Genomic DNA, 13,598 nt, shown 5'->3' on the forward strand with positions numbered 1-13,598 from the left:
CGTTAAACCCGTTCCAAAATGAGCGTTGCGGCCGTATGACGCGAAGCCAGTGCGCCGCCAATTCCGTTTGCGAGCGCGATATCGCAGTTCGGCACCTGCACGGCGGGGTGCGCTTCGCCACGCAACTGGCGCACGGCCTCGATCACCTTCGTGACGCCGCCCCGATTGGCGGGATGGTTGTTGCACAGGCCGCCGCCATCGGTATTGAAGGGCAGCTTGCCCACACCCGAAATCAAGCCGCCGTCCTGCACGAACTTGCCGCCCTCGCCTTTCTTGCAGAAGCCGAGGTCTTCGAGTTGCATCAGCACGGTGATCGTGAAGCTGTCGTAGAGCGACGCGTACTTGATATCGGCGGCCGTCACGCCTGCTTCGGCGAACGCCGCCGCGCCCGACCACTTAGCCGCCGACCACGTGAGGTCGATCTTGCCGCCAGCCGCGTGCTTGGGCGCCTCGCCCGCGCCGCGCACCTTCACGAGCGGGCGCTTGAGCAGTTTCGCGATCTCGGGACGCGCGACGATGAGCGCGCCGCCGCCGTCGCTCATCACGCAGCAATCGAGTCGATGCAGCGGGTCGGCGACCATCGGCGAATGCACGACGTCTTCGACGGTTACGACGTTGCGCAGCATTGCGTTGGGGTTGTGCTGCGCGTGATGGGAAGCGGCGACCTTGATCCACGCGAGCTGCTCGCTCGTGGTGCCATACTCGTACATGTGACGCTTCGCGACCATGCCGTACAAGTTCTGCGTGGCCGGGCCGAACGGCAGCTCGAACTGCACCTCGGGCGCGTCCGGGTCCGGCGCCTTGAGCGAAAGCGCCGCGCCCGCCGCACGCGGGCGGCCCGCCAGCGTGATCAGCGCGATATTGCAGCGGCCCGCCGCAATTGCCTCCGCCGCGTGCGCGACGTGCAGGATCGGCGCCGAGCCGCCGCACTCCGTCGAATCGACATGGCGCAGCTTCAGGCCAAGGTATTCGGCGATGGTCGTCGTGCCGAGGCCGGGCGCGTCACCCGCGCAGAAGTAGCCGTCGATATCGTCTTTCGTCAGGCCCGCGTCTTCCAGCGCACCCTTCGCAACGTCGGCGTGCAGGCGCGCGACGGAGAGGTCGTCGGCCTTGCGCGCGGGGTGTTCATAGGCGCCGACGATGTAGGCTTGTCCATTCAGGCTCATACGGATTCCTTAGCGAGTCGTTGCGCCGTAAAGCGGTTCAGATGCCAGGTGGCGTCGCCGTAGGTCATGTTGATCGCGAACATGCGCTTTGCGTAGTGGCCTGCGCGGCACTCTTCCGTCATGCCCATTGCGCCATGCAGTTGAATTGCCCATTCGCCCGCGGTCTTGCACGCATCGCCGATGAAGGCCTTCACCGCCGAGACGAAGCGGCCACGGCGCGCCGGGTCGTTTTCATCCACGGCCATGGCCGCGGCGCACGCCATCGACTTGCCCTGTTCGAGTGCGATCAGCATGTCGGCCACACGGTGTTGCAGCGCCTGAAACTTCGCCAGTGGCACGCCGAATTGCGAGCGCGTCTTCAGATGCTCGGCGGTTATTTCGAGCAACGCTTCCAGCGCACCGACCGACTCCGCGCACAGCGCGGCGTTCGCACGGTCGAGAGCCGCGTCGATAAGCGCATGCGCTTCACCGGCCTCGCCGATCAGGTCGGCCTTCGTCACCGCCACGTTGGCGAAGCTCACGTGGGCCGCTTCGCGTGCGTCGATCGTCGCGAAGCGGCGCAGCGTGATGCCTTGCGCTTTCGCATCGAGGAGGAAGAGCGAGAGGCCATGCGTATCGCCGCGCTCACCCGAGGTGCGCACGGCCACGACGAATGCGTCGGCGATCGCGCCGTCGAACACGAGTGTCTTGGTGCCGTCGATGCGCCAGCCGTCGCCGGTTTCCTTCGCCCGCACCGCGATGCGTGCGACGTCGTAGCGCGCATCGGCTTCGCCCACCGCGAGCGCAAGCACTTTGTCGCCGCACGCGGCCGCTTCGAGCCATTGCGAGCGCTGTTCAGCGCTGCCCGCGGCGCCGATCAGCGCAGCCCCCGGCAAGCCGCTCGACAGCCAGCCTGCGCCGCCGAGCGCGCGGCCCAGTTGCTGCGCGACGAGCATCGTTTCGACCGCGCCGTAACCGCTGCCGCCCTGGTCGGTATCGATGGTGAGGCCGGTGATGCCGAGTTCGGCGAAGCCCTTGCGGCGATGCGCCGCAAGCGCCGCGTCTTCGGTGTTGCCGCGCTGGTGCGCGGGAAATTCGCCGTCGCAGAAGCGGCGTACCGCGTCCTGCAGCGCGACGTGATCTTCAGTCAGAGAAAAGTCCATGATTATTCGTGTCCCGCTTCAGGCATTGAAGAACGCGCGGCTGATCAGGTTGCGCTGCACTTCGTTGGTGCCGCCGTAGATCGACAGCTTGCGTGCATCGAAGTAGTTGGCCGCGACGGCAACGGTCTCTTCCGGGCTCGGCGGCTCGTGGCCCGCCTGGTCGAGCAGCGCGGCTTCGTCGAACGGAATGCCGTCGGGTCCGGCGACATCCGTGAGTAGCGCGTAGATCGCCTGGCGCAGCTCGGTGCCGCGCACCTTGAGCATTGACGCCTCGACTGCCGGGACGCGGCTGTGCTGGTTTGCGCTCAGCATGCGCAGGCCGGTGAATTCGAGCGCCATCAGTTCGATTTCGAAGCGGCTCACGCGCGCCTCGAAAAGCGGATCGCCCGCGAGCCCCTGCAGCTTGCCAAGCTGCTTGACGCGCGCAAGCTGCTGCTTGCACGAGCCGATGCCCGCAATGCCCGTGCGCTCATGGCCAAGCAGATACTTGCCGTACGACCAGCCTTTGTTGACCTCGCCCACGAGGTTCTCGACCGGCACGCGCACGTTGTCGAGATAGACCTCGTTGAGGTCGGTGCCGCCCTCGAGCATGCGGATGGGGCGCAGCTCCACGCCCGGCGACTTCATGTCGATGAGCAGGAACGAAATGCCTTCCTGCGGCTTGGCGTTCGGATCAGTGCGCACGAGTGCGAACATCATCTCGCACCAATGCGCATACGAGGTCCACACCTTATGGCCATTCACGACGAAGTAGTCGCCGTCGCGTACCGCCGTGGTGCGCACGCTGGCGAGGTCGGAACCCGCGCCCGGCTCCGAGAAGCCCTGCGCCCACCACGTTTCGCTGCGGCGGATTGCGGGCAGGTAGCGCTCCTTCTGTTCGGGCGTCCCGAACGCGTTGAGCACGGGGCCCAGCATGTTGATGCCGCTCGCGATGATGCGCGGCGCGCCGCCAACAAGCGTTTCCTCGTCGAAGATATAGCGTTGCAGCGGCGTCCAGCCGGGACCGCCAGCCTCCTTCGGCCACGACGGCGTGATCCAGCCGCGCTCATACAGGTGCGTGTACCACTCGACATAGTCGGCGCGCTCGATGCGCAGGCCCAGTTCGGCCTTGCGCTTGAGTTCGGGCGAGAGCTTCTTCTTGACGAACTCGCGCACCTCGGCGCGAAACGCCTCGTCCTCTACGGAGAATTCCAGTCTCATTGATTCATTGTCCTTATTAGTGATGCTCGCCGCTGTTTTCACCCTGCGAGCCGCACACGACGAGCGCGTCGAGCCCGAGCACACGGTCCGGGTAAGCCACGAGCGGGTTCACGTCGATCTCGGTGATCTGCGGGTTCGCGCGCATCTGCGCGCCGATCGCGGCCACGGCCTTCGCGATGGCGGCCACGTCCACACCTTCGGCGCCGCGCACGCCGTCGAGCAGCGCAGTGGCCTTCAGGCGGCGCAGTTCCACCACGATGTCGGCTTCGGCCATGTCGGCGGGAATCAGGCGCACGTCCTTGAGCGCTTCGATCCAGATGCCGCCCAGGCCGACCAGCACGACCGGGCCCCATTCGGCGTCACGCTTGGCGCCCACCACGAGTTCGAGACCGCCCGGGCCCATCGCCTCGACGAGTGCGCCGTCGAGCCTCAGTTCGGGACGATGCAAAGCCACGCTCGCATGCAGTTTGTCCCAGCCGGCGCGCAGCGCGTTTGCATCGGCGAGACCGACCACCACGCCGCCCACGTCGCTCTTGTGCGGCAGTTCGCTCGCCTGCGCCTTGAGCACGACCGGATAGCCGATTTCATCCGCAGTCGTCAAAGCTTCCTCGATCGTCTTCGCGAGACGCCCCGGCGGCACCGGCAGACCCGCCGCGGCAAGCCATTGCTTGCCCTGATATTCGGCGTAAATGCCGTTCGCCGGCACGGCGCCCGGCAACGCGATCGCGGCTGGCTGCGCGGTTTGCGCGCGCTGTGCTCGCTGAAGCGATTCGCCGTAGGCCGCCACGCGCGCGCAGGCGCGCAGCGCGCGGTCCGGCGAACGGAAGAACGGCACGCCGCTCGCGGCAATCGCTTCTACGAAGAACGGCTCCAGCACGTTGTTGTCGCCCATCACCGCGAGCACCGCGGGCTTGGTGGCGCGCGCGAGCGCAGGCACGAGGTGGTCGGCCTTGTCGCGCTGCGCGATGGGCGGGCCGCCCATGATCGAGAGCACGAGGCTGCCGATGTTCGGGTCGGCGAGCACCGTGTCGATCAGTTCGCCGATCAGGCCGGGGTTGCGCACCCCGATCGTCGTGTAGTCGAGCGGGTTGTCGGCCACAGCGAAGTCCGGCAGCAGTTCGGTGAGCTTCCTGAGCGTAGGCTCGGTGAGCGGCGGCAGGTTCAGGCCGATGTCGTCGGCGAAGTCGAGCGTAATGTTCTTCACCGCACCCGATGCCGTCATCACCGCCGTGCCCGCTGCGGGCGGCACCGGGAAGCGCGCGAGGATCGTCGTGGTGTCGAACAGTTCGTCGAGTGAATCGACCACCAACACGCCTTCACGCGCGAGCAGCACGCTCGCCGTGGCATGGTCGCCTGCGAGCGCACCGGTATGCGACTGCGCCGCTTCGCGCGCCCGCGCGCTCTTGCCCGGCATCAGCATCACGATCGGTTTGCCCGCGGTACGCGCGTCGCGCGCCAGCGCGAGGAAAGTCTGCGGGCGGCGCACCTGCTCCGCATACACGGCGATCGCGCTCGTCTGCGGGTCGGCGATGAACCACGCGAGATAGTCTTCGATGCCAAGCACGGCTTCGTTGCCGGTCGAGACGGCCGCCGTGATCGGCTGGCCACGACCCATGAAGGCGTCGCGCAGGTTCGCGGCCATCGCGCCGCTTTGGGCGACCACGCCCACGCCCCTGCGGCCCGCGCACGGATACGGCGCGAGTGCCTCGAAGGTGACAGGCACGCCGGCCTCGAAATTGGTGAAGCCCATGCAGTTCGGGCCGATCAGCGCGATGCCCGCGGCGTTCGCGGCCTCAGTGAGTGCCTGTTGTTTCGCGCGGCCTTCCTCGCCCGCTTCGGCGTAGCCCGAAGCGAAGATCACCGCCGCGCCCGTGCCGCGTGCGCCCAGCGTGCGTACAGCGTCGAGCACGCCGGCCTCCGGAATGCACAGCACCGCGAGGTCGATGCCTTCGGGCAGCGCGTCCACGCTCTTCACGCAAGGGCGGCCGTTGATTTCCTCGCTGCTGCGCGACACGAGATGGATCGCGCCCGCAAAGCCGAAACGCTCCAGGTTCTGCAGCACAAAGTTGCCGAACGAGCGGGGGTCGGCGGAAGCGCCGACGATCGCGATCGATCGCGGCTTGAGCACGCGCTCGACGGAGATCACGCCGTCTGCTTCGGAGAGTGACTTACTCATCAGGTCATGCCTCTTCTTGATTGGGATCCCGGCGCTGGCGTACCAGGATCAGTTCGATTGAGAGCCATTCTGGCATACCAGAACTGGTTTCTCAATACACCAGAGCCCGATTTGCAGGGTTGGTGTTTTCCCCTAGCGGCACCCATCCGCACCGCGATTGCATCTCCATCCCTTTGATTTTAATGCGTTTATGTTCCCCCTCAGTGTACATCCATTGGCCTAGGCATCCGTATAAGAAAAACACCATCTTGAATACCACAACGTCATATTGGTATATTTCGTTCATCCGAACACCAACAACCGCGCTTCCCATGAAACCTGTAGCCGACCTGACCGCCGTGCGCGAGGGCGCAGCTCCCGACCAACCGGCAGCCGCGCCGCGCATGCGCGCGAGTCTGGCGAACGACGTTCGCGAGACGCTGCAGGCCGAGATTGAAACTGGCCAGCTCGCGCCTGGCATGCCGATCGACGAGCGCGCGCTCGCGGCGCGCTTCAACGTATCGCGCACGCCGGTGCGCGAAGCGCTTCAGCATCTCGCGGCGCGCGACCTCGTGGTGATCTCGCCGCGCCAGGGCATGACCGTGGCACGGCTCTCGATCGCGAAGGTGCGTTCGATGCTGGAGTACATCGGGGAACTGGAGGCGCTGTGCGCACGCTTTTGCGCGAGGCGCGCGAGCGACGCCCTGCGCGACGCGCTCGACCGCGCGCTGCTGGCGTGCCAGCAGGCCGCCGTGGAAGGCGACGCTGGCGAGTACGCACGCGCCAATACGCTCTTTCACGACACGATCTACGAAGGCAGCCGCAACGAGTGCCTCGCCGACCAGATTCGCGCGGCGCGCCGCCAGTCGGCGCGCTACCGCGTGGCCGACCTGCGCAACCGCAGCCAGATCAGCCGCTCTTTGCAGGGGCACTTCGAGATCGCCCGCGCCATCCAGGCCGGCGACGAAGCGAAAGCCGCCGAGGTGATGCGGCGTCACGTTCCCGCGGGCACGACCGGCTTTTCCGAATTCCTCGCCGCCGTGCCGCGCCATTTCTTCGACTTCGGCACCGACTGAGATAGGCGGTCAACCTGATTAATCAACACGGAGACACCATGCCCCGCTCCATCGACGTCCCAGGCCTCTCGCACAACGCTCCGATTCCGGTGGGCGCACGCGTGTCCAACGTGCTGTGCTCGTCGGCGATCGCCGGCAAGGACCCGGCCACCGGCAAGCTCGCCGCCGGCCCCGCGGACCAGGCCCGCCTCGCGTTCGACAACCTCGAGCGCTTTCTCGACGCCGGCGGCGCGACACTCGCGGACGTCGTGAAGCTCACGGTGTACGTGAAAGACGACAGCGTGCGCGAGCACGTCAACGCGCACTGGCTCGCCTTCTGGCCCGATCCGGCACAGCGCCCCGCACGCCATATCGTCGTGCACGACCTGCAGCACGGCATGGCTCTCCAGCTCGAAGCAATGGCCGTCGCGTCCTGAGCGCGCGGCCTACTCCACCAACGTCAAACAACGTTAGCGCATCCCTCCATTCATTGAGAAAGGTTCCAACGTGATCATCGATTCCCACGCCCACGTCGTCATGCCCCCGCAAAGCTTCCGCTACATGGCGGAACTCATTGGCGGCCGCGCCAACCCGTCGACCAACCCGAACATCCCGGACGAAGCCGTGCGCAAGCAAGCCGAGGAACTTGTGCGCAGCATGGACGCCGTCGGCACCGACGTTCAGTTCATCTCGCCGCGCCCCTACCTGCAAATGCATTCGGTGAAGCCTGCGCGCGTGACCGAGTTGTGGACGCGTCACTGCAACGACCTGATCAAGCGCTTCGTCGACATGTTCCCGGACCGCTTCCGTGGCGTGGCCGGCCTGCCGCAGTTCATGAACGAATCGCCTGCTGAAAAATGCGTGGCCGAACTGACGCGTTGCGTGAACGAACTGGGCTTCGTCGGCACACTGCTGAACCCCGATCCGACCGAAGGCGAAGGTCCGGCGCCGGCCGGTCTCGGCGATCCGTTCTGGTATCCGCTCTATGAAGCGATGACGGCGCTCGACGTGCCAGCGCTGATCCATTCGGCAGGCAGCTGCAGCCCGCGCGAGTCGTACACGCTGAAGTTCATCAACGAAGAAAACATCGCGGTCATTTCGCTGCTCGAATCGGACGTGTTCCAGAAGTTCCCGAGCCTGAAGATTGTGGTGGGCCACGGCGGCGGCGCGATCCCCTACCAGATGGGGCGCTTCCGCTCGTGGGCCGTGCGCCGCAACCATCCTCAGACCTTCGACGAGCAACTTCGCAAGCTCTACTTCGACACCTGCAACTACTCGAAGGAATCGATCGAGCTGCTGCTCAAGGTGGCAGGCACCGACAACGTGCTGTTCGGCACTGAAAAGCCGGGCACGGGCAGCGCGCGCGATCCGATCTCGGGCCGCGACTACGACGACATGAAGCCGGTGATCGAAAGCATCGAATGGCTCACGGAAGCGCAGCGCAAGAACGTGTTCGAGTGCAACTGCCAGCGCGTCTACCCGCGCGCGTTCCGCCACTATCAGGAGGCCTGACCATGGCCATGACCGCTGAAGAAAACGATCTGCTCACGCGCGTCGAAAACGGCGCACCGATGGGCGAGATGATCCGCCAGCATTACTGGATTCCGGCGGTACCCTCGGCAAAGCTCGCTGCGGACGGCGCGCCCGTGCTGGTACGCCTGCTCGGCACGAACTACGTGGCGTTCCGCACGACCGACGGCAAGGCCGGCCTGGTCGACGAGCTTTGCCCGCACCGCAAGACCTCGCTGATGATGGCGCGCAACGAGAACAACGGCCTGCGCTGCATCTTCCACGGCTGGAAGGTGAGCGTGGAAGGCCAGGTGGTCGAGGCGCCGAACCAGGTGGGCGACCAGGCGCAGTTCTGCAAGCGCGTGAAGACGAGCCAGTACGGCGTGGAAGAGCGCGGCGGCATCCTCTGGGTGTGGCTCGGCAAGGGTGATACGCCGCCGCGCTTCCCCGACCTGCCGTTCACGCAACTGCCCGCCGACCAGCGCGCGGTCACGAGCGTCGAAGTGCCGACCAACTGGGTGCAGGGCGTCGAGGCGTCGATGGATTCGTCGCACGTGGGCGTGCTGCACGAATCGACCACGCAGATCACGGCTGGCGGCGGTAATGAACGCTTGCACATGACGAAGGCGCTCGCGCCGCGTCTGGAGTTCGAGGAGCGGCCGTACGGCTATCGCTACGCCGCGCTGCGCGATCTGCCCGACGAGAACGTCTACGCACGCGTGAACAACTTCGTGATGCCGTGGTACGGCATCATCTGCGCGCCGGACTCGAACGGCCCGAGCACGGTGTTCTTCTCCACGCCCGTGGACGACGTCACGCACCGCGCCTGGTTCGTGCACTTCAACCCTACGCGCAAGCTCGGCATGACGGTGATGTCGGCCACGCCCGATGTGTGGAACTTTCCCCCGCTGCCGCCCGGCACGCGCGAAACCGGCTTCGGCCAGAACCGCGATCTCATGAAGCGCGGCCACGCCACGGGCTTCCACCAGCACCTGGGCACCGAAGACTTCGCGATGTTCCTGGGCCAGGGGCCGATTGCGGACCGCACCACCGAACAGCTTTGCTCCGCCGATGGCGCCGTGCTGCGCGTGCGCGTGCTGCTGCTCAAGTCGGCGCGCGAGTTCATGGCGGGCAAGACGCCCACGCTCGCCGACAGCCCCGAGCTCGACTACTCGCGCGCGATCTCGATCGGCGGCGTGCTGCCGAGCGGCTCGGACTGGCGCTCGCTGACCGAAACCGCCTGAGCGCCACGTAGTCGCCCGCACAACACGGTATCTCCGGAATGACTTCGATGCTTGTCCCCCTGCTGCTCACGCTGCGCGTCGCCGCGATCGACTCCCCGACTTCGCTCGTCAAGTCGTACACGCTCGAAGCAGCCGACGGCGCGCTGCTGCCCGGCTTCGAGCCGGGCGCGCACCTCCAGATCGAGATCCCGTCCGCGACGGGCAGCGCGCCGCATTGGCGTTCGTATTCGCTAATCCACCTCGATCCGTGCGTCGATCCGCGCGACGGCGTGCACGCCTACCGGCTCGGCATCCGCCGCGAGGACGAAGGCCGTGGCGGCTCGCGCCACATGCACGCGCTGGAAGTGGGCGCCACGCTCAACGTGCGCGCGCCGGTCAACCACTTCCCGCTCGCAGCGCCGCCGCGCGTGCTGCTCATCGCGGGCGGCATCGGCATCACGCCGATCGTCTCGATGGCCAGCGCCCTCGCGGCCCAGCAACGCGAATTCGAGCTGCATTTCAGCGGCCGCACGCGCGAGGCGCTGCCTTTCGTCGACGAACTTCGCGCGCTCGCGGGCGAAAAGCTCGTGCTGCACGCCGATGACGATCCGGCCACGCGCCTCTCGGTCGACGCGCTGCTCAACGGCGCGCAGGTGAACCAGCCGATCTACGTCTGCGGGCCGGCGGGCATGATCGAAGCGGTGCTCGCAGCGGCGCGCAAGCGTGGCTGGCACGAATGCGATCTGCACTACGAACTGTTTACCGAGGCTGCGCCCCAAGAAGGCGACGCCGCATTCGAAGTCGAGCTGAAGTCGTCGGGCAAATGCTTCACGGTGGCCGCCGACAAGTCGCTGCTCGACACCCTGATCGAAAACGGCGCCGACGTGATGTACGACTGCCGCGCCGGCTACTGTGGCCTGTGCACGACCAAGGTAAGCAGCGGCCAGATCGAGCATCGCGACGTCTATCTCTCCGAGGCCGACAAGGCGGCCGGCAAGGTCATGCAGGTTTGCGTGTCGCGCTGCAAGAGCGGCCGCCTCGTGCTCGACCTCTAACACTTTCAACGCAATTCAAGCGGAATTCAGAATGAGCGAAATCCTGGTTACTTATGAACTCGACGGCCCGGTCGCCCTGATCGGCCTGAATCGCCCCGACAAGCGCAACGCCATCAACGAAGAGGTGATCGCGCAACTGCGCGCCGCCATCATGCGCGCGGGCGAGGAAGCCGACGTTGGCGTGCTGTTCGGGCACGGCGGCAACTTCAGCGCCGGTCTCGATTTGCGCGAAGCGCTTTCACGCGCGACCGGCGAGACCGCAGCCCCGCGCAAGCGCCGCCGCCACTCGTGGCACGAAGTGTTCGACATCATCGCGCGCGGACCGATTCCGTTCGTCGCGGCGCTGCACGGCGCCGTGGTGGGCGGCGGCCTCGAGCTCGCCACGGCGGCACACGTGCGCGTGGGCGACTCGACGGCGTTCTTCGGCTTACCCGAAGGCCAGCGTGGCATTTTCGTGGGCGGCGGCGGCACGGTGCGCATTCAGCGCGTGATCGGCTACACGGTCATGGCCGACCTCATGCTCACGGGGCGCCTGCTTTCCGCCGAGGAAGGCTTGCGCGAGCACGTCATCACGTATCTCACGCCGCCGGGCGAAGCGCTCGTCAAGGCGAAGGAACTGGCCGCGAAAATCGCCCAGAACGCACCCGACACGAACTGGCGCATCACCAACCTGCTGCCGCGCGTGAACGATCTTTCGCACGAGGACGGCCTCTTCCTCGAATACATGAGCTCGAACATGGCGCGCTCCCCCGAAACCGCGAAGCGCCTGCAGGAATTCGTGGACGGCAAGGCTAAGCCGCTGGAGCGTCCCGACGCCCAGAAGACCCCGGCATAACGACAGCGTGAGGCGCAACGAATCATGAATGCAGCAAACGAACTGAATCCGCAGGAAGCGGCCGCGCGCGAAGCGGCGCTCGCACACGTGAAGGCTGCCGGGAAGGCCGCCGCGCAAATCCCGGTCGGTGACGCTACGCCGCGCCCAGTCGCACAGGCCGCCGTGATCGGCGCGGGCACGATGGGTGGCGGCATTGCGATGGCGCTCGCCGCCGCGGGCATCCCCGTCACGCTGGTCGACGCGAACGAGGAAGGCCTCGCGCGCGGCCTCGCCCGCATTCGCGACAACTACGAAAGCAGCGTGAAGCGCGGCAAGCTCGACGCCGCCGTGCGCGACGAGCGCCTCGCGCGCATCACGGGCTCGCTCTCGATCGCCGACGTGAAGAACGCCGACATCGTGATCGAGGCCGTATTTGAAGACCTCGCGCTCAAGCAGGGCATCTTCCGCGAGCTGGACCTGCACGCGAAGCCGGGCGCCGTCCTCGCCACCAACACCTCGGGCCTCGACATCGACGAGATCGCCACCATCACGAAGCGTCCCGCCGACGTGGTGGGCGCGCACTTCTTCAGCCCCGCGCACGTGATGCGCCTGCTCGAAGTCGTGCGCGCCGCGCAGACCGCTGACGACGTGATCGCCACGCTCATGGATCTGGGCCGCCGCATGGGCAAGGTTTCGGTGCTCTCGCGCATCTATCCGGGCTTTATCGGCAATGCGCTATTTCGCAACTACAACCGGGAAGCGCACTTCCTTGTCGAAGACGGCGCGCTGCCGCACGAAGTGGACGCGGCGCTCAAGGAATTCGGCTACGCGATGGGCATCTTCGCCGTGCACGACATGGCCGGCAACGACGTGGGCTACCAGACGCGCAAGGCGCAGATGGCGGCGCGCCCCACCGACCGCCGATGGAACGATCTCATCATGAAGCTCGTGGAGATGGGGCGCCTCGGCCAGAAAAGCGGCAAGGGCTGGTATCGCTACGAGGCGGGCAGCCGCGAGCCGCAGCGCGATGCGGAACTGGAGCGCTTCATCGTCGAGGAATCGGGGCGCATGGGCATTACGCGCCGCCCGATTTCCGCGGATGAAATCGTCAAGCGCTGCGTGTACGGCATGATCAACGAAGGCGCGAAGCTGCTCGAACAGGGCATTGCGCTGCGCGCAAGCGACATCGACGTGGTCTACGTGACGGGCTACGGCTTTCCCGCGCGGCGCGGCGGCCCGATGTACTACGCAGACCAGATCGGCCTCGCGAACGTCTATCGCGACATCAAGCGACTCCATGAGGAGTATGGCTACTGGTGGAAGCCCGCACCGCTGCTCGAAAAGCTCGCGGCGGAAAACGGCCGCTTCGGCGATCTGTGACGCAACCTTTGTCCTGCAGCCGCCGCGCGTTCGCGCACGGCGGCCGTTACGCATGCGCCCGGGCGGGCAACGCTTTCACTCTTCGTCCTGCTCTCCGTCGAGCGGCTCGGCTTCGGCCGACGCCGTTTCGCGCGCGTGGCTCATCGGCGCATCGTTGAAGAACTCGGCCGGCAACGTGGCGAGGAACTCCGAGAAGCCCGCGTCGCCGCCGGGCGAATGCTGTGCCATGACCTCCTCGGCGGTCGCCTCGTCGCCCGAAAGAAGCGCTTGCGCGAGGCGCTGGTGGTCGGCGATCACCTTTTCCCGGCGGCTCGGCGCCAGAAACAGCTTGGGGCGGTAGCGTGAAATCAGGCGGCGGATCGCCCGGATCTGCTCGGCCAGGTAGTCGTTGTGACATGCCTGGCAAATTACCTCGTGGAATTCGGCGTTGCTGCGCGCAAAACGGCGGGCGTCACTCTGGTTCAGCGCTTCCACGCCTTCGTCGATCGTGCGCTGCAGTTCCACGCGCTGCTCGTCGTTCATGCGGCGGGCAGCCAGGCGCGCCGAAACGGATTCCAGCTCGTGCAGCAGTTCGAGCATGTTCCGCAGCTGCGGGACCGTCATCTTTGTCACGAACACGCCCTGGCGCGGCACGATCTGCACATACTGCTGCGCAGCAAGCTGCTGCAGCGCCTCGCGTATGGGCGTGCGCGACACATTGAAGCGGGCGGCGAGCGCGCGCTCGTCGAGCGTCGCGCCCGGCACGAGTTCGCCTCGCTCGATTTCCGATTCCAGGAGCGCCTTGATTTCGGCCGAGCGGCTCAGTTTGGGTGGCAGACTCATTGAATGGCTGACAGTGGGGTCAAAGGGCCATATCGACGGCTCGCGACCGCCAATGGCGTTTAAAATTCATATGATAC

Annotated in this window: 12 protein-coding genes; 7 read left to right on the plus strand and 5 right to left on the minus strand. The window is 66.3% G+C overall.

Annotation, left to right across the window (positions count from 1 at the left end):
* Positions 1-2: 2 nt before the first annotated feature.
* The 4 genes from M3I56_RS13545 to M3I56_RS13560 are packed head-to-tail and all read right to left on the minus strand — an operon-like array spanning position 3 to position 5,684.
* Positions 3-1,166, minus strand: coding sequence for a thiolase domain-containing protein (locus M3I56_RS13545; RefSeq protein WP_254354374.1), 1,164 nt, complete (start codon positions 1,164-1,166; stop codon positions 3-5).
* The gene (locus M3I56_RS13550; protein WP_254354375.1) at positions 1,163-2,308 is read right to left on the minus strand and encodes an acyl-CoA dehydrogenase family protein; all 1,146 of its coding nucleotides are present in this window, start codon (positions 2,306-2,308) and stop codon (positions 1,163-1,165) included. The genes M3I56_RS13545 and M3I56_RS13550 overlap by 4 nt, the downstream gene beginning before the upstream one ends.
* Positions 2,309-2,326: 18 nt before the next feature.
* Positions 2,327-3,508: an acyl-CoA dehydrogenase family protein gene (locus M3I56_RS13555; protein WP_254354376.1), complete on the minus strand. Its 1,182-nt coding sequence runs from the start codon at positions 3,506-3,508 to the stop codon at positions 2,327-2,329.
* A gap of 16 nt (positions 3,509-3,524) precedes the next feature.
* On the minus strand, positions 3,525-5,684 hold the full coding sequence (locus M3I56_RS13560; protein ID WP_254354377.1) for an acetate--CoA ligase family protein: 2,160 nt from the start codon (positions 5,682-5,684) through the stop codon (positions 3,525-3,527).
* A 311-nt stretch (positions 5,685-5,995) separates the two neighbouring features.
* Here M3I56_RS13560 and M3I56_RS13565 point away from each other — a divergent pair, with 311 nt between their 5' ends.
* From M3I56_RS13565 to M3I56_RS13595, 7 genes are all read left to right on the plus strand, one after another.
* Positions 5,996-6,739 (plus strand): GntR family transcriptional regulator, encoded by a 744-nt coding sequence (locus M3I56_RS13565; protein WP_254354378.1) that lies wholly within the window; start codon positions 5,996-5,998, stop codon positions 6,737-6,739.
* Between the two features lie 38 nt (positions 6,740-6,777).
* The gene (locus M3I56_RS13570; RefSeq protein ID WP_254354379.1) at positions 6,778-7,155 is read left to right on the plus strand and encodes a RidA family protein; all 378 of its coding nucleotides are present in this window, start codon (positions 6,778-6,780) and stop codon (positions 7,153-7,155) included.
* Between the two features lie 70 nt (positions 7,156-7,225).
* Positions 7,226-8,230 carry an amidohydrolase family protein gene (locus tag M3I56_RS13575; RefSeq protein WP_254354380.1) on the plus strand — a complete coding sequence of 335 codons (1,005 nt, stop codon included), beginning with the start codon at positions 7,226-7,228 and terminating at the stop codon, positions 8,228-8,230.
* 2 nt (positions 8,231-8,232) lie between these two features.
* The gene (locus M3I56_RS13580; protein WP_254354381.1) at positions 8,233-9,471 is read left to right on the plus strand and encodes a Rieske 2Fe-2S domain-containing protein; all 1,239 of its coding nucleotides are present in this window, start codon (positions 8,233-8,235) and stop codon (positions 9,469-9,471) included.
* A gap of 47 nt (positions 9,472-9,518) precedes the next feature.
* The gene (locus M3I56_RS13585) at positions 9,519-10,505 is read left to right on the plus strand and encodes a PDR/VanB family oxidoreductase (RefSeq protein ID WP_254354382.1); all 987 of its coding nucleotides are present in this window, start codon (positions 9,519-9,521) and stop codon (positions 10,503-10,505) included.
* Between the two features lie 31 nt (positions 10,506-10,536).
* Positions 10,537-11,340, plus strand: coding sequence for a crotonase/enoyl-CoA hydratase family protein (locus M3I56_RS13590; protein WP_254354383.1), 804 nt, complete (start codon positions 10,537-10,539; stop codon positions 11,338-11,340).
* A 24-nt stretch (positions 11,341-11,364) separates the two neighbouring features.
* Positions 11,365-12,699 carry a 3-hydroxyacyl-CoA dehydrogenase gene (locus M3I56_RS13595; RefSeq protein WP_254354384.1) on the plus strand — a complete coding sequence of 445 codons (1,335 nt, stop codon included), beginning with the start codon at positions 11,365-11,367 and terminating at the stop codon, positions 12,697-12,699.
* A gap of 75 nt (positions 12,700-12,774) precedes the next feature.
* On the opposite strand, the gene M3I56_RS13600 is transcribed toward M3I56_RS13595, so the two are convergent.
* Positions 12,775-13,521, minus strand: a complete 747-nt coding sequence (locus tag M3I56_RS13600; RefSeq protein ID WP_254354385.1) for a GntR family transcriptional regulator — start codon at positions 13,519-13,521, stop codon at positions 12,775-12,777.
* Positions 13,522-13,598 lie beyond the last annotated feature (77 nt).

It is taken from the genome of Paraburkholderia sp. CNPSo 3281, from assembly GCF_024206515.1.
Classification (GTDB): Bacteria; Pseudomonadota; Gammaproteobacteria; order Burkholderiales; family Burkholderiaceae; genus Paraburkholderia; species Paraburkholderia nodosa.